The 21900-nt window shown below is 66.2% G+C and carries 15 protein-coding genes, 1 tRNA gene, 2 pseudogenes and 1 other annotated feature; of the genes and pseudogenes, 5 read left to right on the forward strand and 13 right to left on the reverse strand.

All coding sequences use genetic code 11. The features are described from left to right. Nucleotides 1–45: 45 nt before the first annotated feature. From RNZ50_10990 to RNZ50_11000, 3 genes are all read right to left on the reverse strand, one after another. Nucleotides 46–2244 (reverse strand): hypothetical protein, encoded by a 2199-nt coding sequence (locus RNZ50_10990; GenBank protein MDT8855530.1) that lies wholly within the window; start codon nucleotides 2242–2244, stop codon nucleotides 46–48. Then, on the reverse strand, nucleotides 2241–3365 hold the full coding sequence (locus RNZ50_10995; protein MDT8855531.1) for a glycosyltransferase family 4 protein: 1125 nt from the start codon (nucleotides 3363–3365) through the stop codon (nucleotides 2241–2243). Before RNZ50_10995 ends, RNZ50_10990 begins: the two co-directional genes overlap by 4 nt. Nucleotides 3366–3632: 267 nt before the next feature. Continuing rightward, entirely contained in the window at nucleotides 3633–4844 is a 1212-nt protein-coding gene (locus tag RNZ50_11000; protein ID MDT8855532.1) for a glycosyltransferase family 4 protein, read from the reverse strand. A gap of 641 nt (nucleotides 4845–5485) precedes the next feature. On the opposite strand from RNZ50_11000, the gene RNZ50_11005 reads away from it, so the two are divergent. Further along, nucleotides 5486–6766, forward strand: coding sequence for an O-antigen ligase family protein (locus RNZ50_11005; GenBank protein ID MDT8855533.1), 1281 nt, complete (start codon nucleotides 5486–5488; stop codon nucleotides 6764–6766). Then, nucleotides 6756–7964, forward strand: a complete 1209-nt coding sequence (locus tag RNZ50_11010) for an NAD(P)/FAD-dependent oxidoreductase (protein ID MDT8855534.1) — start codon at nucleotides 6756–6758, stop codon at nucleotides 7962–7964. Before RNZ50_11005 ends, RNZ50_11010 begins: the two co-directional genes overlap by 11 nt. Nucleotides 7965–7979: 15 nt before the next feature. On the opposite strand, the gene RNZ50_11015 is transcribed toward RNZ50_11010, so the two are convergent. Then, nucleotides 7980–8053: transfer RNA gene (locus RNZ50_11015), tRNA-Cys, on the reverse strand. A 662-nt stretch (nucleotides 8054–8715) separates the two neighbouring features. Here RNZ50_11015 and RNZ50_11020 point away from each other — a divergent pair. Together RNZ50_11020 and RNZ50_11025 are read left to right on the forward strand one after the other, a co-directional pair. Continuing rightward, nucleotides 8716–9300 (forward strand): TRAP transporter small permease subunit, encoded by a 585-nt coding sequence (locus RNZ50_11020; GenBank protein MDT8855535.1) that lies wholly within the window; start codon nucleotides 8716–8718, stop codon nucleotides 9298–9300. Then, complete coding sequence (locus tag RNZ50_11025; protein MDT8855536.1) at nucleotides 9297–11024, forward strand: TRAP transporter large permease subunit; 1728 nt, start codon at nucleotides 9297–9299, stop codon at nucleotides 11022–11024. Before RNZ50_11020 ends, RNZ50_11025 begins: the two co-directional genes overlap by 4 nt. Before the next feature lie 157 nt (nucleotides 11025–11181). Here the strand turns inward: RNZ50_11025 and RNZ50_11030 are convergent, their stop codons facing one another. Then, on the reverse strand, nucleotides 11182–12288 hold the full coding sequence (locus tag RNZ50_11030) for a TRAP transporter substrate-binding protein (GenBank protein ID MDT8855537.1): 1107 nt from the start codon (nucleotides 12286–12288) through the stop codon (nucleotides 11182–11184). A 361-nt stretch (nucleotides 12289–12649) separates the two neighbouring features. On the opposite strand from RNZ50_11030, the pseudogene RNZ50_11035 reads away from it, so the two are divergent. Further along, nucleotides 12650–13675 (forward strand): annotated as a pseudogene (locus RNZ50_11035) (YeeE/YedE family protein). A gap of 275 nt (nucleotides 13676–13950) precedes the next feature. On the opposite strand, the gene RNZ50_11040 reads toward RNZ50_11035, so the two are convergent. From RNZ50_11040 to istA, 8 genes and pseudogenes are all read right to left on the reverse strand, one after another. Then, nucleotides 13951–15194 (reverse strand): IS3 family transposase gene (locus RNZ50_11040; protein MDT8855538.1). Its coding sequence is split into 2 segments (ribosomal slippage): nucleotides 13951–14891 and nucleotides 14891–15194, totalling 1245 coding nucleotides; the frame shifts between segments, so codons are not numbered across the junction. Next, nucleotides 14782–14898, reverse strand: a sequence feature (AL1L pseudoknot). It overlaps the preceding gene by 117 nt. A gap of 48 nt (nucleotides 15195–15242) precedes the next feature. After that, entirely contained in the window at nucleotides 15243–15986 is a 744-nt protein-coding gene (locus tag RNZ50_11045; protein MDT8855539.1) for an MBL fold metallo-hydrolase, read from the reverse strand. A gap of 54 nt (nucleotides 15987–16040) precedes the next feature. After that, on the reverse strand, nucleotides 16041–17303 hold the full coding sequence (locus tag RNZ50_11050) for an NAD(P)/FAD-dependent oxidoreductase (GenBank protein ID MDT8855540.1): 1263 nt from the start codon (nucleotides 17301–17303) through the stop codon (nucleotides 16041–16043). Nucleotides 17304–17383: 80 nt separating this feature from the next. Then, nucleotides 17384–18097 carry a c-type cytochrome gene (locus tag RNZ50_11055; GenBank protein MDT8855541.1) on the reverse strand — a complete coding sequence of 238 codons (714 nt, stop codon included), beginning with the start codon at nucleotides 18095–18097 and terminating at the stop codon, nucleotides 17384–17386. A 1-nt stretch (nucleotide 18098) separates the two neighbouring features. Beyond that, on the reverse strand, nucleotides 18099–19184 hold the full coding sequence (locus RNZ50_11060; protein MDT8855542.1) for a c-type cytochrome: 1086 nt from the start codon (nucleotides 19182–19184) through the stop codon (nucleotides 18099–18101). Continuing rightward, a pseudogene (locus RNZ50_11065) lies at nucleotides 19168–19476 on the reverse strand (sulfite dehydrogenase). Before RNZ50_11065 ends, RNZ50_11060 begins: the two are co-directional and overlap by 17 nt. Before the next feature lie 91 nt (nucleotides 19477–19567). Continuing rightward, nucleotides 19568–20383, reverse strand: coding sequence for an IS21-like element helper ATPase IstB (gene istB / locus RNZ50_11070; GenBank protein ID MDT8855543.1), 816 nt, complete (start codon nucleotides 20381–20383; stop codon nucleotides 19568–19570). After that, on the reverse strand, nucleotides 20380–21888 hold the full coding sequence (gene istA, locus RNZ50_11075; GenBank protein MDT8855544.1) for an IS21 family transposase: 1509 nt from the start codon (nucleotides 21886–21888) through the stop codon (nucleotides 20380–20382). The genes istB and istA overlap by 4 nt, the downstream gene beginning before the upstream one ends. Between the last annotated feature and the right edge of the window lie 12 nt (nucleotides 21889–21900).

A 21900-nucleotide genomic window follows, 5' to 3' on the forward strand; every position in this document is an offset into this window, starting at 1 on the left:
CGGGCCGTCCCTGATGCATTTCGGGCGGGCACATTCCCATCCGGCCTACCCGACGTGGTATTTCCTGAGATCCGCCGAGAACACGCCGGAATCCTTGTAACCGTAAAGCACCTGCCGCCGGGGATTGACCTGGTTGATGGCGACCATCACGTCGTCCTGACAGCAGGCGCGCAGCTTCTCGATGGCAAGTTCTGCGATCTTGCGCGGGGTCTTGCCCCAGCGCACGACCATCAGCGTCCGGTCAAGCATCGCGGCAAGACGCAGGGTTTCCGAGGTGGCCAGCGCGGGCGCGCTGTCGAAGACGACGGTCATGTTGTTTGCCCGGGCATACTCCAGAATGCCTGCAACCTTGCGCAGGTCCGGATAGACATGCGACCCTTGGCGGCCGCGGGCGATGAAGTCGATTCCGGTCTTCTGATCACGGAGGATCACGTCTTCAAGGTTCATCTGCCCGGAAATGAAGTTCGCCAGCCCCGGTTCCTCGCGCGCCCGGAAATTGGTGTGCACACTGCCATGCCGCAGGTCCGCGTCCACCAGCAGCACGCGCGAGCCCATGGCGGCCAGATGCATGGCCAGCGCCAGCGCGATGATGGATTTTCCCTCGTCCGGCACGGCCGAGGTCACCAGGATGCTGGAGGGCGGGCCTGCGGTGCCGTACCGCTCCAGCTGCATCGACACGCCGCGAATGGCATCCTGAAACGTCCCGTCCCGCTGATCGCGGATCCGGTCCGGCAGTCGGCGCCCGACCCGCCTGCGCAACAGCGGAATCAACCCGACCGGCACAACACCCGGAATGCCGCGCAGCTGCTGCTGGCTGCGGATGCTCTGGTCAAGCATCTCGCGCAGGATGGCCAGCGTGATGGCGGCAACCACCGCCGCGACGGCTCCGGCGATCAGGTAGAAGGTCTTGCTGCGGCCGTTTGCCCAGCGGCTCGGCGTGGCGGGCGACAGGATTTCGACCTGCTGAACCGGCATGGTGGCTTCCGCCCGCAGCGCGCGCTGCTGTTCCTCCAGCGCGGTCAGGGCCGCGCCTTCCTGGTCCACCCGGACCTTCATCGCGGCGAAATCGGATTCCGCGACCGTCATGCGCGCCAGGGCATCGCGGGCCGCCGCGATCCCGGCCTGAACCGAGGCTTCTTCCTTCCGCAGGGCCGCAATCCGGGTTGTCTGGGACTGGATGTGCCGGTCAACCTCGGCCGTCATGGATTCTTCGGTTCCGGCGATCGCCTCGCGCTTGTTGACCACGAAGCCGAACTTGTCGCCGTAGGTTTGCAGCATCTTTGCCAGCTCGCGCCTTTGGACCTGCAGTTCGCGCTCAAGCTCGTTGAGCCGGTCCGACCCGATCAGGGCCGCCTTGTCGCTCAGCGTGGCGGCGGCGGTGATGGCGGTCAGGCTGGTTTCGATGTCTGTGCGTTCGCGCTGGATCGCGGTCTGGCGTTCGGTAAGCGAGGTTATCTGGAAGGCCGATTCCGCTTGCGAGGTTGCGTTGTTCTGTCCATTCGCTGCGCGGAAGGCGTCGGCCTCGGCCTCCATCAGGGCAACGCGTCGGCGCTGGTCCTCGATCCGCCCCGATAGCCAATCCTTCGTGGTGCCAAGCTGGGCGCGAAGCTGGGCGTCGCGGGCATCCAGATAGGCCTGGATCATCGCGTTCGGTATCTGCGCCGCCAGTTGCGGGTCGCGCGAGGTGAACGCGATCTCGATCACGTTCGACACGCCGCTGCGCTGCACCGAAACCGCTTCAAGGAAGTGCTGGATCACGATGCTTTCGGGGTCGGTCACCGGTTCCGTGGCCGGGGGGGCGGCCGAAATCCACTGGCGCACGGTCTGCGTGATCTGCGACAGGACGCCCGCGCCTTCTGGCGGGGGGTTGAATTCTTCAAGGCCGGCCAGCTGGAAATCCGCGATCAGCCTTTCCGCAATCGGATACGACCGCAGGCGTTCCACCTCGGTCGCGGGATCGAACCTTCCCTGCTCCGCGCCCGAGACGCCGAGGTTGACCGCCAGCGGCGGCTGGATGAGAAGCCGCGCCTGCGACGTGTATGTGCGCTCGATCTGCAGGATGAAAGGCAGCAGCAAGGCCACCAGCAGGGCTGCCAGGATCGAGATGAACCCGATGCGGCGCCGGATCAGCCGGAACACCGCCAGAACGTCCAGCTCGTCTTCATGCATCTGCGTCGGGGGCGGCGGCGCCTTGCTGATCCGCGAGCGGCCGGACTTGTTGCCGTGATCAAGGGCCGCGGTCATTCTGCACCCACCAGCGATCGGCCGCGCAGGCTGATCTCGTCAAGAACCCGGTCAAGCTGTCCGAAATAGGCGTCGATGCTGTATCGCGACAGGAACAGCGCCCGCCCCTGCGACCCAAGGCGCCGGCGGCCCGCCGGATCGGTGACCAGCCGTTCAAGCGCCCCTGCCAGGGCTTTGGCATCGCCGACCGGCACGAAGCTGCAGGTCACACCGTCGGTCAATGCCTCCTCATGCGCGCCGACGCGTGTCGTCACGACCGCAAGCCCATGCGCCAGCCCCTCGATCACCGCCATGGCCAGCCCCTCTGCATGTGACGGCAGAACCAGGATGTCGGCGCTTGCGCACAGGGCGCGGACATCGGGTTCGGCCAGCCAGCCGGGCATTTCGACCCGGTCGCCAAGATCGAGTGCCGCCGCCATCGCCCGGTATTCCGCAACAGGACCGTCACCGGCCAGAACCGCGCGCCAGTCGCGCCCTGCCAGTTCGGGACTGGCCAGCGCCGTCAGAAGCTCCGGCACGCCCTTGCGCTGGCTGAGCTGCCCCAGAAACAGGATCAGCGGAACATCCCGCCCCTGCGCGGGTTTCGGGCCGGGGTCCGGCACGGCATTGTGCATCACGACCACCTTGTCCCGCGCCACGCCCAGACGCTCGACCACGGTATCCCGGTCGCGCAGCCCCAGCACGATCACCCGGTCGGCGCCGCGGAACATGCGGGCAACCCAGCGTTGCCTGCGGGGCGAACGCCGCGACAGGTCGGCGCCATAGTCGTAATCGTGCAGGTGCAGGATGTGACGGCAGCCCAGCGAGCGTGCCACGAAGGTCAGGATCAGCTTGCGCGCCGTGCTGCCGCGCCCGGCGACATGAATGTGGTGGATGCGTTCGGGTGCCAGCAGCCGGTCGGAGGCCAGGATCGCCATGGCGCCCAGCAGCCGCAGGATGGAACCGGGGATCTGCCAGCGCCGCCCGCGGGTGTCGCAGACCAGATGCCGTTCGCCCCTGCGCGCGGCCTCGTCCACGACATAGCCGACCAGCCGCCCGATGCCGCCGCCGCTTTCGCGCCCGCCCGGGCAGTAGTGGCGCAGGCGGGCGCCCGACCCGTTGTTGCTGGTGTCAGATTTCACTGCGGCCTCCCGGTGCGGTTGACGGATCGCCCGCGGCCCGCTGAAGGCCCGCCGACAGTTTTCCCAAGAGATCTCGCGCCGGTTCTGGCTTCCGCAACAGGCCCCGCAACAGGCCCCGTTTCCGTCCCGGAAACCGGCCCGAGCCTTTCCGGCCCGGCCGAAAAGCAGCCCGGCGGCGCGCGAAGGCAGGACCCTGCGCCGTTTCCCGCTGCCTGTGCCATTTCCATCCTCAAATCCGAAAAACGACATTCATGAATTTCAACATCTTCAGGGCAAAGTCCGGTCCCCGGATGAAGCAACATCCCGATAATGGTGTCCCGCGCCATCCGGGGCAATTGACCTGGCCGCCGCGCTTTCCATCATATCGGATAAGCCCCCCGCCTTCCTTTGGAGGATGCCGCGATACATCCTTTCGGCTTGTGCCCCCACCGTGGCCGGGGCGTTCGGCCCGTTGGCCCAGGCCTCGGCATTGGCGCCCAGCCCTGCCCGCAGGTCGGGGCGGGTCGCCAGCCGCGCAATGGCCTCGGCCAGACGTTCGGGGTCGTTCGGCGGGACGACGAGGCCCATGCCGTTGCCCTCTACCGAGGCCCGCAGTTCACCCACGTCGGTCACCAGCAGCGGCTTGCCGAACGGGGCCGCGACGTTCATCACGCCGCTTTGCGACGCCTCGGTATAGGGCAGCACGACCAGATCGGCGTCGAGAAACAGCTGCGCCACCTCCCGGTCCTCGATGAACCGGTTGCGGATGTCATAGCGGGCCGGGTCGCCCATCAGCGACCGGAACATCCACGGATCGTCGCCGCGCCCGGCGATCACGAACCTGACGCCCGGCACCCGGCGGCCCAGCAGGGCTTCGGCCCGGATCAGGACTTCCAGCCCCTTGTAGGCGAAGATGCGGCCGAACAGCAGGACGGTGAACGTGCCCTCCCGGGTCTGGCGCTTCAGCCCTTCGGTCCGGGCCACCGCGGCGTAGCGGTCGATCACAGGATGGGACAGCACGTGGATGCGCCCGGGCGCCTTGCCGAAGCGGTCGGCGGCAAGCTGCTTCAGGCCCTCGCCATGCACGACGATATCGCCGGACTGGCGCACGATCATGTCGGTGGCCCGGCGCGGTATCATGCCGGTTTCGCGGTCGCCGGGGTGCACCACCACGTCATGCACCGTCGTGACCAGCGGCACCGGCCGCCAGAACGGGGCCGCCAGGTTGAGCCACAGCGTGTTGTTGCTGAGCAGGTGGATCACGCTTGGCCTTTCCGCCCGGATCAGGCGGGTCAGCGCCCCGAGGAACGTCAGATTGGCCAGGCTGCGATGGCGCGGCCAGTCCATCAGCCGGACAGTGACCGCGGGGTCGAACCAGCGGGTCAGCCCGGCATAGCGGCGCCTCGGCACGGCCAGCGTCACCGGAACATGGGCAGCCACCCCGTTCGCGTAGGCGATGGTGTAATCTTCCAGTTCCGTCACGAGCATGAAAACCTTCATCGCCGTCCTTTGGCCTTTCCTTCCGGCATGGGGCAAGACACCGGGTCGGCCCGCACGCGATGCCCGACGCCGCTGGGGTGCGACGCCGGATGCCCGCCACCGGATCGCGCAGCCTGCTTCGCCCGTCCGGCTTTCGGCGGCCCTGCGCATTGGCCGCGCCGCCCCGGGTCAGGTCGGCTGGCTCCGGAAAAAACGGACCGCCGTTGCGACCCGGCGGTCCTTGCTTGATCTGGAAACTTCAACCTGCAATTCGCATTGGGAGCGCGGCCACGGTGAACCGCAATTCGGTACGGGGTCATGTCGGCATCATATCCCGGCCGCCGGTCGGGCAAAGCCTGCCAATGGTGGAAGGTCGGCGCCGCCCCCCGCCCGGAACCGGGGCCGCTTCATCCGAAAGCGGTAATGCCCCCCCATCCGATCAGACGAGGGGCGACGCCGCATTGGCGGGTTTCGCAGAACGCCCTTCGCAGACCAAGGTAGGTGAGGACGAAGGGCGACAAGGTGTGCATTGAAAGCGATGAGGTGATGTATCCGGTCTGTATGCCCCCGACCCCAGGCATGGCCGCCCGTTCTGCCGTCAGGGCCGCGCGGCCGGGCGGCGCGGCTGCGATGCCGTGCCCGCCCCGGAAGGCGCAGCTCACATGACGGTCATCGGACATGCAACGGGCGGCAGGGCTGCGCTGACCTGGCGGACGCTGGAATGGTGGGCGGCCGGAATGATCGTGTTCGTGCAGTCGGGGGCGGTCCTGCCGCTGCTGATGGCGGGGCCGGACGGCGGGCTTGACGACGCGGCGCGGGCAAAGCTCCGGCTGGTGGCGCTGCCGGTCTATCTGGTGGCATTCGCCCTGCTGGCACGGCACCCGCAGCAACTGCTGGTCGCGCTGCGCCGCAACGTGCCGTTTCTGCTGCTGATCGGCCTCGCGTTCCTGTCGGTCATGTGGTCGATCAGCCCGTCGTTCACGCTCAAGAAGGCGGTCGGTCTGGTCCTGACGCTGCAGGTATCCTTCCTGATCGCCATCAGGTTCACGCCGAAACAGTTCCTGCTGCTGGTTGCGACGGTCCTGGGTGTCTGCATGGTGCTCAGCCTTCTTCTGGTCGGCATCGCGCCAAGGCTTGCCTTCATGCCGATGGACGGCGAGCTTCGCGGGGTGTTCATCCACAAGAACGTGCTGGGCTGGGCCACCAGCCTGTCCGTGCTGGTGGCCGTCGTTCTGGTGGTCGACAGTTCCCTCGGCCTGCGCAGGGTGGGGGTGCCGCTGCTGGTGGTCAGTTGCGCCTGCCTGGCTCTGTCGGGCTCGATGACCTCGGTTCTGGCGGTCGCCGCCGCGCTGGTGCTGACGTGGTACTTCCGGCTGTTGACGCGCAGCCACGGGTTCACGCGGATATTGCTGTTCATTGCCTTCCCCCAGATCGCGATCGTGCTGATGTTCCTTCTGGGTGAATATCTTGTCCCGTTTCTGGAGGCGATCGGCAAGGATGCCACCCTGACCGGCAGGGTGCCGCTGTGGCATCTGGCCGATGCCCAGATCGCGCAGCGGCCGATGCTTGGCCACGGGTTCTCGGCGTTCTGGAGCCCGGCAAGCGGCGAGGCGTGGCTGATCCGGGAAAGGATCGGCTGGATGGCGCCCCATGCCCACAGCGGGTATCGCGACACCTTGCTCAGCCTCGGGTTCGTGGGGGCGGGCCTGACGGCATACGTGATCGTCCGCGCCCTGTGTCAGGGGGTGGCGCTGCACCTGTGCGAACCGCGGAACGGCTGGATCTGGCTGAACGTGCTGATCGGGATGTTCCTGATCATGAACCTGTCGGAAACCCTGCTGCTGTCGGCCAACGATTTTCCATGGATCATCTTTGCCGCCGGGCTCATCATGATTTCGCTGCGCTTTCCGGACAGGCCGGGGGGCGGGCGACATGGCCGATGATCCCGGGTCGGGACAGACCGCGGGGCGCAGGGGTCGGGTGGGACAACGCGGGGATGCGATGCTGGTTCTGGTGGTCGGTGCGGGGGTTCTGGGTCTGGCCTGTGCCAGGGCACTGGCGCTGGCCGGGCATGACGTGGTGGTGGCCGAGGCCGCGCGGGCCATCGGTCAGGGCATCTCGTCGCGCAACAGCGAGGTCGTCCATGGCGGGATGTATTACCCCGCCGGTTCGGCCCGTCATCGCCACTGCATTGCGGGGCGGCGCCTGCTTTATGCCTTTTGCGCAAGCCACGCGGTGCCGCACCGGCGCTGCGGCAAGCTCGTGGTGGCGACCACCCCCGAGGAGGAGGCCAAGGTCGCCCGGATCCATGCCACCGGCATCGAAAACGGGGTCGAGGGTCTGCGGCTGATCGACCGGGCGGAAGCGCAGGCGATGGAACCGGCGCTGTCGTGCCGCTCTGCCCTCTGGTCGCCCGAGACAGGCATCGTCGACAGCCATGCCTTCATGCTTGCCCTGTCCGCCGACCTGACCGACGCCGGGGGCGTGATCGCGCTCGACACGCCGGTGCTTGCGGTGGACCGGGATGCGGCAGGCTATTCCGTGACCTTCGGCGGCGCCGAGCCCGGCCGGTTGACGGTTGACGCCCTGGTGAATGCCGCCGGGCTTGGCGCGCAGGCCCTTGCGCGGCGGATGCCATTCTACCCGGAAAACCGCATTCCGCCGCTGGTTCTGGCCAAGGGAAACTACTTTGGCTACAGCCGCCGCCCGCCGTTCTCGCGGCTGGTCTATCCCGCGCCGGTTGATGGCGGGCTGGGGATCCATGCCACGCTCGACATGGCGGGGCGGATGCGCTTCGGCCCGGATGTGGAATGGGTCGACACCGAGGATTACCGCGTCGATCCGCTGCGCGCCGAGGCGTTCTATGCCCGGATCAGAACATATTTTCCCGGCCTGCCCGACGGGTCGCTGGCGCCCGACTATGCCGGGCTGCGCCCCAAGCTGACCGGACCGGGCGTCCCCGCCGCCGATTTCCGGATTGACGGCCCGGAGGCCCACGGGATGCCCGGCCTTGTGCAGCTTTTCGGCATCGAGAGCCCCGGCCTCACAGCCTCGCTGTCGATCGCGGCAGAGGTTGCGTCGGCCTGCTGCCGAAGCCCCGCACCCCGGAACCCGCCGTCAGACGGGCCAGGGATCGGCTGAAAGTCTCGAAAAACCTGGAGGCGGGTACCGGAATCGAACCGGTCTACTCGGATTTGCAATCCGGTGCATAGCCTGCCTGCCCACCCGCCTCATTACCGGAAAATGCCTATACCACGCGCTTTTGCCGTGCAAGATGCTATCGACATTTCCTGGCGGCGGCGGCTGACAAAGGGCGGTCGCTGCGGTAGAACTTCTGCCAGCGTTCCCGTCAGACTGCCTTGTTCCTCCGGGGATTGTCGGCTGATCGACGCGGCGGGGCGGCATCGCGGCTTGTCGGGTTTCGGGGATCCTTCTGACCGGCCGGACCCCGCGGGCTCGCGGCGCGCAGCGGAACCGGCGGACCGTCCGGCCTCGCTCGGCGCAGGCGGGGCGGTGCTGTGCCTGATTCCCGAATTCTGCCAGAACAGGCAGATTGCCTGCCGGCTCGACATCGCGACGCGCGAGACAAGGCCGCGCCGCCCGCGCATCCTGTCGCCGCAAGGTGCTGGATCTGGCGGCGCAACGGGCGGCGGCGCGGCTTACGCTGGGGTAGGCTTTTCAGTAATTGCTTTGTCGGGCCTGCATTGGTAACCAAATATGACCACCCGCGCGGGGAATCGATCCTGCCGCGTCCGGGTCAACAATCGTCCGACCCGGCTGCCGCATCGCCGCAGACCCCGTGCCTGCGGATTGACGCAGGTCCGGTGCCCCGCCATACCGATGGGGAAACCGGTGCTGCTTGCCGGAAAGAGACATACACGGGAGGTCAAACATGAACGGGCTGCTTGCCCTGACGCGCGCCATCGACAAGATGACCGAGATCATCGGCAAGTCCGTCGCCTGGCTCATTCTTGTCGCGGTGCTGGTCAGCGCGACCAACGCGGTGATCCGCAAGGTCTTCAACGTCTCGTCGAATTCCTGGCTGGAATTGCAGTGGTATCTGTTCGGCGCGGCCTTCCTGCTGGCTGCGGCCTATACGCTGCGGCAGAACGAACACATAAGGATCGACATCGTCTACGGCCTGTTCCCGCGCCGCGTGCAGCACTGGATCGACCTTTTCGGGCATGTGTTCTTCCTGATGCCCTTCGTGCTGCTGATGATCTGGTATTTCGTGCCCTACGTTTCGCGGTCGGTGCTTAGCGGCGAGGTGTCGAACAACTCTGGCGGGCTGATCATCTGGCCTGCGAAATCGTTGCTGCTGATCGGTTTCCTGCTGCTGGCGCTGCAGGGCATTTCGGAAATCATCAAGAAGATTGCGGTGATGCGCGGTGTCATTCCCGACCCGACGCCCTTCATCTCGGTTCACGAGGCGGCCGAGCTTGAAGCCAAGGCGCTGGTCGAGGAGATCCGCAAATGATGGAATTCATCGCGCTGAACATGGCGCCGATCATGTTCGCAAGCCTCGTGGCCTTCCTGCTGCTGGGCTATCCGGTGGCTTTCGCGCTGGCGGCCAACGGGCTGTTCTTCTTCTTCATCGGGGTCGAACTGGCGCCGCTGTCGGAAGGCACCATCAACCTTGACTGGCCGTTGCTGACCGCAATGCCGGAACGCTTCTGGGGGGTGATGTCGAACGAGACGCTCCTGGCGATTCCCTTCTTCACCTTCATGGGGATCGTGCTGGAACGATCGGGGATGGCCGAGGACCTGCTTGATACAATCGGGCAGCTGTTCGGCCCGATTCGCGGCGGGCTGGCCTATGCGGTGATCATCGTGGGGGCGCTGCTGGCGGCGACAACCGGGGTGGTTGCGGCCTCGGTCATCGCCATGGGCCTGATTTCGCTGCCGATCATGCTGCGCTACGGCTATGACCGGCGGGTGGCCAGCGGCGTCATCGCGGCCAGCGGCACCCTTGCGCAGATCATCCCGCCGAGCCTGGTGCTGATCGTGCTGGCCGACCAGCTTGGCCGGTCGGTGGGCGACATGTACAAGGCGGCGCTGATCCCCGGCATGATCCTGACCGGGCTTTACATGGCCTATGTGCTGGTGGTCTCGATCATCAGCCCGAAGTCGATGCCCGCTTTGCCGATGGAGGCGCGCACGCTCGGGCACGGCGTGACCTCGCTCGGGGTGGCGCTGCTGGCGGCGATCGGCTTCTCCTATGGCGCGCATCTGTGGCTGTATGAATCGCAAGGCGCCAATGCCGACATCCTGGGTGCAGTTGTCGGCATCGTCGTGATCTACATCGCGGCGATTTCCGACCGGGCGCTGAAGACCAACATCATGTCGCGGCTGGCGCAGCAGGTCATCATCGTGCTGATCCCGCCGCTGGCGCTGATCTTCCTCGTGCTGGGCACCATCTTCCTCGGCATCGCGACGCCGACCGAAGGCGGGGCGATGGGGGCGGTGGGCGCGTTGCTGCTGGCCCTGATGAAGGGGCGGCTGAACTACGGCGTGGTCAGCCAGGCGCTGACCTCGACGACGCGGCTGTCGGCCTTCGTCATGTTCATCCTGCTGGGCGCGCGGGTGTTCTCGCTGACCTTCTACGGGGTCAACGGGCATATATGGGTCGAGCACCTGCTGACTTCGCTGCCCGGCGGCGAGACCGGCTTCCTGATCGCGGTGTCGGTGCTGGTGTTCCTGCTGGCCTTCTTCCTCGATTTCTTCGAGCTGGCCTTCATCATCGTGCCGCTGCTGGCCCCCGCGGCCGAGGCGCTGGGGATCGACCTGATCTGGTTCGGGATCATCCTTGGGGTGAACATGCAGACCTCGTTCATGCACCCGCCATTCGGCTTTGCGCTGTTCTACCTGCGCTCGGTCGCGCCGAAGTCAGCCTTTATCGACAAGGTGACCGGCATCCGCACCGACCCGGTGACCACGGGGCAGATCTACTGGGGGGCTGTGCCCTTCGTGGTGATCCAGATCGTGATGGTGGGGCTGGTGATCGGCTTCCCGCAGATGGTCATGCACTACAAGGGACCGCCGATCGACACCAGCAACGTCACCATCACCCTGCCGCAGATGCCGGGCCTCGGGGGTGGGCTTGGTGGCGGGCTGGGCGGCGGGTTGGGTGGTGGATTGGGCGGCGGGCTTGCCCCGGCACCCGCCCCCTTGCCCGCGCCGGTGCCCGCGCCGGTCAACTAGACCCGCCTGCGCCGGGCAACCAGGCCCGGAGGCCCGACAATCTTCCCGGCGGCGCAGCGATGCGCCGCCGGTTTTCATTTCCCGCCTCCGAAAACGGAAAAGCCCCGGAGCGTCACCGCTCCGGGGCCTTCTGGTCAGGCAACGAATCCCGTCGGGATCAGAGCTTGGCCGCGTTCTGTTGCACCATCATGAAGGTGTCGTAGTTGTATTCCGCGATCTGCGACCAGGTGTAGTGCTCGGACCGGAACGCCTTGATCGAGCCCCACATCTTGGCGAAAGCCGGGTTGTTGGCCTCCATCTCGGCATAGACCTCGTTGGCGGCGTTGAAGCAGGCTTCAAGGATTTCCGGGCTGAACGGGCGCAGCTGGGTGCCCTGGGCCACCAGCGACTTGATGGCGGTCGGGTTCTTGTAGTCGTATTTCTGCAGCATGTCGGCGTCGGCGGCGCGCGACGCGGTCCGCAGCAGCGCCTGATAGGCCGGGGGCAGACCCTCGTAGGCGGCCTTGTTGAACATGAAGTGGACGGTCGGGCCGCCTTCCCACCAGCCGGGGTAGTAGTAGTAGGGCGCGACCTTGAAGAAGCCGAGCTTCTCGTCGTCATAGGGGCCGACCCATTCGGAGGCGTCGATCGTGCCCTTTTCCAGCGCCGGATAGATGTCGCCGCCGGCGATCTGCTGCGGCACGACGCCCAGCTTTTCCATGACCTTGCCGGCAAAGCCGCCGATCCGCATCTTCAGGCCCGTCAGGTCGGCCACGGTGTTGATTTCCTTGCGGAACCAGCCACCCATCTGCACGCCGGTGTTGCCGCCCGGGAAGGCGACGATGTTGTGCTGCGCCAGGAACTCGTTGTACATGTCGATACCGCCGCCGTGGTAGTGCCAGGCATTGATGCCCCGCGCCGACAGCGAGAACGGAATGGCGGCCGCCACGGCCCAGGCCGGGTCCTTGCCCCAGTAGTAGTAGCCGACCGTGTGGCACGCCTCGACGGTGGCGGCGGTCACGGCATCAGCCGCTTGCAGGCCGGGCACCAGTTCGCCCGCGGCGAATACCTGGATGGTGAAATTGCCGTCGGAAGCCTCGGAAACGAATTTCGAGAGGGCTTCCGCACCGCCATAGATCGTGTCGAGCGATTTGGGAAAAGACGAGGTCAGTCGCCAGGTGACCTTGGGGGCCGTCTGGGCAAGGGCCGGAGCGGCCAGGGTTGCGGCAGAGGCCGCCCCGACGCCGGCGACACCGGCTTTTGTCAGGAATGAACGACGATCCATGGAATCCTCCCGTTGATTTTGGATACAGCCCGATTGGTGAATTTTTCTTACCGCGCAGGTGTGCCGATAACCTTGCACGGCTATGCGCGCCTGTCCAGCAGGCAAGGCGAAACATTCTGTCGCGCGTCGCGTGACCCTGCGGCCGCTTCCGGGCCACAGGTGGCGAAGGGACGGCCCATGCCGTGTCTGCGGGTGATTGCCTGCGGAAAAGGCAATGATTCCGTGCCGCTTGCAGGTGCGGCGCGGTGCGGGAATGGCCGGTCCGGACGCCCGACGGGGAACGGGAAATCCCTGTTCTGATCTGGATCAAGGCATGGCAGGATGCACAGGCTAGCGTGGCCGCATACGGCAAGGGATACCCATGGATATCGTTCCCCTCATCGACCGGATCGGCGAGGCCCCGACGGCTGCGCTGTTCGGACTGGCCACCGGCATGGTGTTCGGCATCGCGGCGCAACGCTCGGCCTTCTGCCTGCGCGCGGCGACGGTCGAGTTTGCCCGGGGCATCATGGGCGCGCGCGTCGCGGTGTGGCTGCTGACGTTCTCCACCGCGCTGGTCTGGGTCCAGGGTGCGCAGATGCTGGGCCTGTTCCGTGCCGAAGAGGCGCGGATGATGGCTGTCACCGGGTCGTGGTCGGGGGCGATGATCGGCGGTCTGGTGTTCGGCTCGGGGATGGTGCTGGCGCGCGGCTGCTCGGGGCGCCTGCTGGTGCTGGCGGCCACGGGCAACCTGCGCTCGGTGGTCTCGGGGCTGATCTTCGCGGTGGTGGCGCAGATGAGCCTGCACGGCTGGCTGGCGCCCTTGCGCGACCGCATCGCGCGGCTCTGGGTCACGCCGGGCGGGCGCAATGTCGACCTGCGCGAGGCGCTGGGCCTGCCTGCGCAAAGCGGCATGGTGCTGGGGCTCATGATCGCGGTGCTGGCGCTGTATCTGGCACGCCGCAACCGGATCGGGGCGGGCACGCTGGTCTTCGGGGCCGGGGTCGGCTTTGCCGTGGCGCTGGGATGGGTGCTGACCTTCACGCTGGCACAGGCGAGTTTCGACCCGATGAGCGTGACCTCGGTCACCTTCACCGGGCCTTCGGCCAACACGCTGATGTATTTCCTGACCCCCGACCGGGTGTTCGAATTCGACATCGGTCTGGTGCCCGGGGTATTTCTGGGTGCGTTCCTCGCAGCGGCGTGGAAGGGCGAGTTGAAGTTTCAGGGCTTCGACGGCGAAGGCAGCATGCGCCGGGCGATGGTCGGCGCGGTGATGATGGGCTTTGGCGGGATGCTGGCCGGGGGCTGCTCGATCGGGGCAGGGGTATCGGGCGGGTCGATCTTTGTCGCCACCGCCTGGCTTGCGCTGCTGTGCATGTGGATCGGGGCGGTTCTGACCGATCTGGCGGGGCAGGGTGGCCGCCCCGGCGCGATGCTTGGCCGTGTCTCGGGGAGCGCCTCAAACCTCGTTCACGAACCTGTAGGCGCCATCCGCGCGTTCGGCATGGCCGATGCCGCCGCCGGGCAGGTGAAAGCCGATCAGGCGCATTCCGTGCGACGCGATCTGATCCAGCAGGCCGACCCGCGTTGCGGCGGCCAGCGCGCTGTCCTGATCCGAACCCGAGGCCCAGTCTGGCCGTGAACCGCCCCGGGTTTACCGGAGGGTGGTTTGTTCAATGACTACGCGACCATATCGAGTGAGTTCAGGTTTGCATAGAACGCCTCCTCTGCTTCTGCGGGTGGGATGTATCCGATTGGGCCAAGCAGGCGGCGGTTGTTATACCAATCGATCCATTTCAGCGTTTCCCATTCGACCTCGCGCATTGATTTCCAGGGGCCGATCTGGTTGATGACCTCTGTCTTGAACAGGCCGATGACGCATTCAGCCAAGGCGTTGTCATAGGCATCGCCAACTGTTCCAACGGAAAGGTCGATCTCGGCCTTGGCCAGGCGTTCGGTGTATTTGATCGACAGGTATTGTGATCCGCGGTCCGAATGGTGGACCAAGCTCTTGTTATCCGGCGTCTTTCTTTGCCAGATCGCTTGCTCCAGCGCGTCGAGCACAAACTGGGTCTTCATCGATGTCGAGACGCGCCAACCGACAATACGACGTGCAAAGACGTCGATGACGAAGGCCACGTAGACGGTGCCGGACCATGTGGGCACATAGGTGAAATCTGAAACCCACAGCTTGTTCGGCCGATCCGCCATGAACAGCCGGTTCACCTTGTCGTCCGGGCAAGGCAGAGACGTGTCAGGATTGGTCGTGATGACCTTCTTGCCACGGACCACGCCCCTGATGCCCAGATGGCGCATCAATCGTTCCACGGTGCAGCGGGCGGCGTCTTCACCCTGCCGTCGCAAAACATGCCAGATCTTCCGCGCGCCATAGAGCTTGCGGTTGGCATCCCAGGCCGCGTCGATCTTGAGGCTCAGGGCGGCATCCGATTTGGCCCGGGCCGAGGCCCGGTCAGGATCACGCATGATCGCCCGCCGGTCATAAAAGGTGGAAGGGGCAAACTGCAGTGCCCTGCAGATCGGCTCGACCCCGAATGCCTCTCGGCTTTCCTCAATGAAAGCAGTCATTTGCGAAACGGGCGGTCGAGCTCCGCCTGGGCAAAATACGCTGAAGCTTTGCGCAGAATCTCGTTCGCTTGCCGCAGTTCCCGGTTCTCGCGCTCAAGCTCTTTGATCCGCGCGATCTCAGCGCTGGTAGGTCCCGGCCGTTCGCCACCATCGCGCTGGACCTGTCGCATCCAGACGCGAAGGCTGTCCGTCGAACAGCCCAATTTACCTGCAATCGCCGTCAGCGCCGCAGCCTCGCTCTGATAATCATCGCGGTGTTCCATCGCCAGCCGCACCGCACGCTCGCGGAACTCAGGTGAATACGGCTTCGAGGTCTTCTTCTTTGAGGTCTGTTCCATAACGGGCAATTCTCCGAGAGTTTTGCCCTCCGGTAAACCCGGGGCGGTTCACCGCTCGAACGCCACATGGTGGTTGCCCAGCGCATCGCCGACCACCATCGCAGCGTCGGACCCCGCGCCAAGCTGAAAGGCCATGTGCCCCGGCGTATGGCCGGGGGTCAGGCGGGCCGCGACACCGGGCAGGATTTCCTGCCCGTCGCCGACGAAGGTCACCCGGTCGGCGATGACCGCAAGGCGCCGGGCCGCACCCACGGCAAAGGTGGTTCGGGCCGCGCCGATGGTCGCCACGGTGTTCGGGTCGGTCCAGTAGTCGTACTCTGCCTGCCCGATCAGGAAGGCCGCGTTGGGGAACAGCGGGTCGTCGAATTCGTCGAGCAGCCCCCAGAGGTGGTCGGGGTGGGCGCGGGTGAAGACGACATGGGTGATGTCATCCGCCGTGACCCCCAGCAGGTCCATCGCCTCGGCCAGCTTGCCAGCCGATGGCTGGAAATCGGGGCCGGCGCCCACGTCGAACAGCACGGTGCTGCTGCCGTCGCGCAGCAGGGTGACGTTGCAGGGCGGCTCCAGCCGGTCGGTCGGCAGGCCGTGTTTCGCCATGATCGCCGCCATTTCCGCGGGTGGCATTCCGCCGAGGATGAAATCGCCCGGCAGCACAAGGTGGCCATCGGACAGGGTGTCGATCTGCATCGTGCCCAGCGTCAGGGTCGATCCGGCCCAGAGGCGGCGCGGCAGAAGCGGGGCAAGGCCGGTGGCCAGCGCGGCTTGCAGCAGGTGGCGGCGGGTCAGGGTCATGGCAGTCTCCTTCGGCAGGGTTCGGGCGGGCGCTGTCGCGCCCGCCGCCGGTGGTCAGCCGAAGATGTCGGCGGTGATGCCTGCGTACCAGCCGAGGCTTTCCTCGTAAGTCGCCTTGCGCAGGGCGGCATCCTCGCCCGTCGCGCTGATGAAGCTTTCGACGCTCGCGATCTTTTCCGGCGTCGGCTCGTAGCTGGCGCCGACCTTGACCCCGTCATCGGTCGCGATCAGCGACCAGCAGGTGTTGGAGTATTTCGCCGGGAACACCTTCGATCCGGTCAACTCGCCCCTTATCGCCATTGCCGCCACCTTGGCCTGGCTGTTGGCCGAGAAGCCCGATTTCGGCATGTCGCCCTGCGCCGAGGCATCGCCCAGCACCCAGACCGCCGGATCTGCGCGCGACACCATGCTGGCCGGATCGACCGGTGCCCAGCCCGAGTCGTCGGTGACGCCCGCAAGCGCCGCGATCTTGCCCGCCACCTGGCCGGGGATCACGTTGCAGACATCGACCTTTTCGGCCTCGCCGTCGATCAGCACTTCCATGCTGTCGGGGCGAACCTCGACGGCATTGCCGCCCATGTCGGGGCCGACCCATTCCACCATGCCGGAATAGTGCTTGCCCCAGCCTTCCTCGAACAGCGCCTGTTTGGAGTATTTGTCCTTCGGGTCCAGCACGAGGATCTTGGCGGTCGGGTTCCGCTCTTTCAGCACATGCGCCACCATCGACACCCGCTCGTAGGGGCCGGGCGGGCAGCGGAAGGGGTTGGGCGGGGCCACCATGCAGAAGGTGCCGCCCTGCGGCATCGCCTCGATCTGGGCGCGCAAGAGCTGGGTCTGGGGGCCGGCCTTGTAGGCGTGCGGCATGATTTCCGCAACGTCGAGCGACCAGCCCGGCACGCTGTCGTCCTTGAAGTCGATCCCGGGCGAGAGCACCAGCCTGTCATAGGGAAGCACCTGCCCGCCCGCCAGCGTGACGGTCTTCGCCGCCCGGTCCACGCCCGCCGCCATGTCATGCACCACGGTGATGCCCTCGGCACCAAGCTTGGTGTAGCCGTGCTGCAGGCTTTCAAAGGTGCGGAAGCCGCCGAGGTATAGGTTGGAAAAGAAGCAGGTGGTGTAGGTGGTGTTCGGCTCGATCAGCGTCACATCCAGCGCGCCCTGCGAATCCTTCGCCAGATAGCGCGCGACGGTCGCCCCGCCCGCGCCGCCGCCGATCACCACGACGCGGGGTTTGGTCTGCCCCCAGAGCATCGGGGCCGACAGGGAAGCGGTGGCGGCTGCGGCCGAGCCGAGGAAAAGGCGTCTGTTCAGATGCATGGTGGGTCTCCTCCCTTGGGTGTGTTGGTCCGGTTCCTTTGCGGCTTCCGGTGTGGTCTGCGCGTTTGCTGTCATGCCGCCTATTGCCCCTGCGTGGTGAAGTAGGCGGCCAGGGCGGCGATTTCCTCGTTCGACAGCCGCCCCGCCATCATCTGCATCACCGGATGCGGGCGCAGCTTCTGCTTGTAGGCGTGTAGCGCCACCACGAAATCCTCCGGCGGCCAGCCGGTGATCGAGGGGATGCCCTGATCGCTGCCGTCCGCCTGATGGCAGGTGGCACATTCCGATGAAAGGTAGGCGCCATATTCGGCGTCGCCCTCCAGCGCCAGGATCGCGGGGTCGAGGCCCGGGGTCGTCTTGCGGGCGGTGGGTTCGGCCTCGGGAATGTCGCGCGGGCGGTCGGAGTAGTCGCGCAGGTAGGCCAGCAGGTCGGCGCGGCCGGTGTCATCCGCCAAGCCGGGGTAGTTCATCCGCGTGCCTGAAACCAGCGCCTTGGGATTGGCAAGATAGGGGTCGAGCGTCTCCAGCGTCCAGGTCAGGCCGTCGTTGCCCATCCGGGTCATGGCCTTGGAATACTTGAAGCTTTCGGCCGTGCCCGCCCGTCGCCCGAAGATGCCGTTGAGCTGCGGGCCGACCCGGTTGATCGCGCCTGCGCCGATCTGGTGGCAGGCGGTGCACTGGCGTTCGAACAGGTGCGCACCGCGTTGGGCGTCGCCGATAAGCTCGGCTGCCGCCGGTTGCGCAAGGCATCCGGCGGCAAGGGCAAGGGCGCGCAAGAAGCGGCCTGTCGGCATTTCAGCCCCCGAAGGTTGACAGATAGGCGATCACCGCCGCCCGGTCCTCGGGCTTTTTAAGCCCGACGAAGGACATCTTGTTCTTGGGAACAAAGCCCTTGGGGTCCAGCAGGTAGGCGTCGATGCTGGCGGCATCCCAGACCAGACCATCGGCCGCTGCCTTGGTCATCGCGGGCGAATACTTGAAGCCCTCGACCGTGGCCGCGCTGCGCCCGACGATGCCGTTCATCATCGGCCCGGTGCTGTTCTTGGCCTTGTCGCCGACCTTGTGGCAGGCGGCGCATTTCTTGAACACCTTCTCGCCGGCCGACACCAGGTCCGGGACGGCTGCGGCTGCCGGTTCGGCTGCCGCAGGCGCGGGGGCAGGTTCGGGAGCGGGCGCTTCGGCAACTGGCGTTTCCACGGGGGCCTCTGGCTCCGCTGCCACCACTGGCACCGGGTCATTGTCGTCCTGCGTGTCGGGCGTCACGTCCAGCACCGTGGCATGGGCGGTGATCTCCACCGTTGCCTTGCAGTTTTCCATGCAGGGCGGGGCGCTGAAGGCGGCGAGTTCGGTGGCGTCGCGGTCATCGACGAATAAGCCGTCGGCATTGGGCATCGCCACGTCAAGGAAGGTTTCCTTCGACAGCACGAAGTCATCCTCCACCAGATCGTTGGAATACAGGATGTAAGCCACGATTGCATAAACCCCGTCGGGCGCAAGCGTCTGGGCATTGCCGAACGGCATCGAGCGGTGAACATAGTCCCAGGTCGTTGACAGATACGGCCAGTAGGAGCCGACGGTTTTCAGCGGATCGTCGCGGTTCAGCGTATCCCGCCCGCCCGCGAGTTTCGGCCAGTTGTCGACGCCTTCGGCAAACTCGCCGTGGCAGACCGCGCATTTCTCGGAAAAAACTTCCTCGCCGGTCGCCACGTCGCCCGAGCCTTCGGGCAGGCCAAGACCATCGGGGCGCACGTCCAGATCCCAGGCGGCGATTTCCTCGGGCAGGGCGGGGCGGCCGAGGCCGATCTTTTCCGCCAGCGCCGGGGCGGCGCAGAGCATGGAGGCCAGTGCGAGGCCGATCATCCGTTCAGGAAACTTCGACATTCTCGGCCTCTCCGTTCGCCTTGACCCACCAGGTCTGGATGCAGTTGTTGTGATAGACCGAATTGACGCCGCGCACTTCGCGCAGTTGCGTCTTGGTCGGCTGCACATAGCCCGTGCTGTCGATGGCGCGCGACTGCAGCAGCATCTCTGACCCGTCCCAGACGTGATCGACATAGAAGCGGCGCAGCGCCTTGTCATGCGGCTGCGGCTGAAGCCGGGCCTCTCTCCACGTCTTGCCGCCGTCCAGCGTCACGTCCACCCGGGTAATCGAGCCGCGGCCCGACCAGGCCAGACTGTAGCGCGTCAACCAGCATGTCCGTGACCGTCAACCACGTTGGCCGGTTTTAGGCCGCTGGGTTGGCGTATCTGGAATTGTTTTTCGCTCAGCCTTCTCCTTTGTCCTTGTTGTCGGCGATGGTTGTCGTTGGCGGTCTGCTCAGCGCCTCTTTGTTGGAGGCGGCCGCGCGCTGGCGGAAGCTTTCGGCATTCATCTCCAGGATCGCTGCGTGATGAACCAGCCGGTCGATGGCGGCGACGGTCATCGCCTTGTCCGGGAAGATCTGGTCCCAGCCGCTGAAGGGCTGGTTGGCGGCGATGGCGATGCTGCGGCATTCGTAGCGCCGGGCGATCAGCTCGAAGAGCACGCCTGTCTCGGCCTGATCCTTGTGGGCGTAGGTGATGTCGTCGAGGATGATCAGGTCGAACTTGTCGAGCTTGGCGAGCGCGGCTTCGAGCACCAGATCGCGGCGGGCGGCCTGAAGTCGCTGCACCAGATCGCTGGTCCGGGTATAGAACACGCGGTGTCCCCGCTCGATCAGGGCATGGCCTATCGCGCAGAGAATGTGCGTTTTGCCCGTGCCGGAATTGCCGATGGCGATCAGATTGCCGCCACCCTCCAGCCAGTCGCCGGCCGCCAAGGCCTCGATCCGGGCGCGCGGCAGGGTTGGCAGCGCCTTGAAGTCGAAGGTCGCCAGCGTCTTGCCAGCCGGTAGCTGTGCCTCGTTCATGTGGCGCTGAATGCGGCGCATGTCGCGCTCGGCCAGTTCGTATTCCGCGAGGACGGCCAGAAAGCGGGCAGCGGGCCAGCCTTCGGCATCGGCGCGGGTGGCGATGTCGGCCCAAAGCTTGTGGAAGCTGGGCAGGCGCAGCGCGGTCAGCATGCCTGGCAGCGTGTGGATGTCGATCTCGCGGGAGGTCATGCGCAGGCTCCCAGAAGGGCATCGAAGCTGTCGAGCGAGGGATGGGCGACGGTGACATCTGTCGGCAGCGCCGTTTGCTTCGGGCTCAGGCGGAGCATCAGCAGGTCAGGGTCCGGCACCCGGCCGGCGTCGAGATCGTCCGTCAGGAGATGTGCCAGTTCCGCCTCGCAGGCCCGGTCGTGGGCGATGAACAGCAGGTCGACCATGCGGCGGCAGGCGTCGCGGCGGGGCAGATCACGCTGCAGCACCTTCCAGGCCTCAGCGTATTCGGTTCGCGGGAACAGGCTGTCGCGGTAGATCGAACTCCACAGGGCTTGCGGTTTGCGCCGCAGCGCGTGGATGACGTGATGGTAGTTGATGACATGCACGCGATGGCCGTCGCCGCGACCACGCGCCCTTGTATGGCTGACGACCAGGGTGCTGCCGAGAAAGGCCTCAAGGCGATCGTCGTAAAGGTGGACCCGCAAGCGCTGCCCGATCAGCTGCGACGGGGCGCTGTAGAAGATGCTCTTGACCAGAAAGCCGCTGGTGCGGGTGACCGGAACCACGGTCTCTGTAAAGTCGGTGGTGCGCCGGGACGGCAGGGGCTTCAGATGCGCCTGTTCCGCCTGAACCGCGATCGCCCGCTGCCGGTTGCGCCGTGCCACCAGAATGTCGATGAAGCGGCGGTAGTCCTCAATGCTGGCGAAGTCGCGGCTGCCGCGCAGGATCAGCGCCTGTTCGATGGCCTTCTTCAGGTGCCGGTTCTGGGATTCCACCGCGCCGTTCTCATGAGCTTCCCCGCGGTTGTTGCGACTGGCCTCCATGCCGTAATGGCCGACGAAGGCATTGTAGCGCGTGGTGATATCCTGGCGCTGGTCAGCCGTCAGGTTGCGGAAAGCGGCCGAGAGGCTGTCGGTGCGATGCTCCTGTGGTGCCCCGCCGAGCGACCAGAGCGCCTGCTGCAGGTTCTCGGCCAAGGCCGTGAAGCTCTCCCCGCCCAGGACCACCCCGACATGCTCCCACCGGCTGTAGACCATGACGAAGTGGTAGAGCAGATGCGGGAATAGCTGGCCCGCGATCGTCACCTCCAGCTCCTCGGCATGAGTGAAGTCGGACTGGGCCATGCGGCCCGGCTCCGGCGTCTGGCGGAAGATGATGTCGCGCTCGGGTCCGTTCAGCGCCCGCCACTGCCGCACCCGCCGTTCCAGGGTGCGCCGGATGCGGTCATCGGGGAAGGCCAGCGGGTGCAGGCCCTGAAGGTGGCGCAGCAGGGTGACGGCCTGCAAGGCGCTGTCCCTCTCCAGCAAGGGAAGGATGTCGCCCTCCCAATAACCCTCGAGGGGATCGGCCACCGTGCGCCCGTGAACGATCTTGCGGTTCGAGGGCAGCGTCGGGTTGGCATCGAACCGTCGGGCCGTGCGCTCGCTGAACCCGGCGCGGGCGGCCGACGTGCGCTGACTGTGATATCGGAGGTCGGACATGTATAATCTCAATTGCTGGTCGTTGATGGGTTTGTAGGCCAACCCGGATCCTCC

The organism is Paracoccaceae bacterium Fryx2 (genome assembly GCA_032334235.1).
Classification (GTDB): Bacteria; Pseudomonadota; Alphaproteobacteria; order Rhodobacterales; family Rhodobacteraceae; genus JAVSGI01.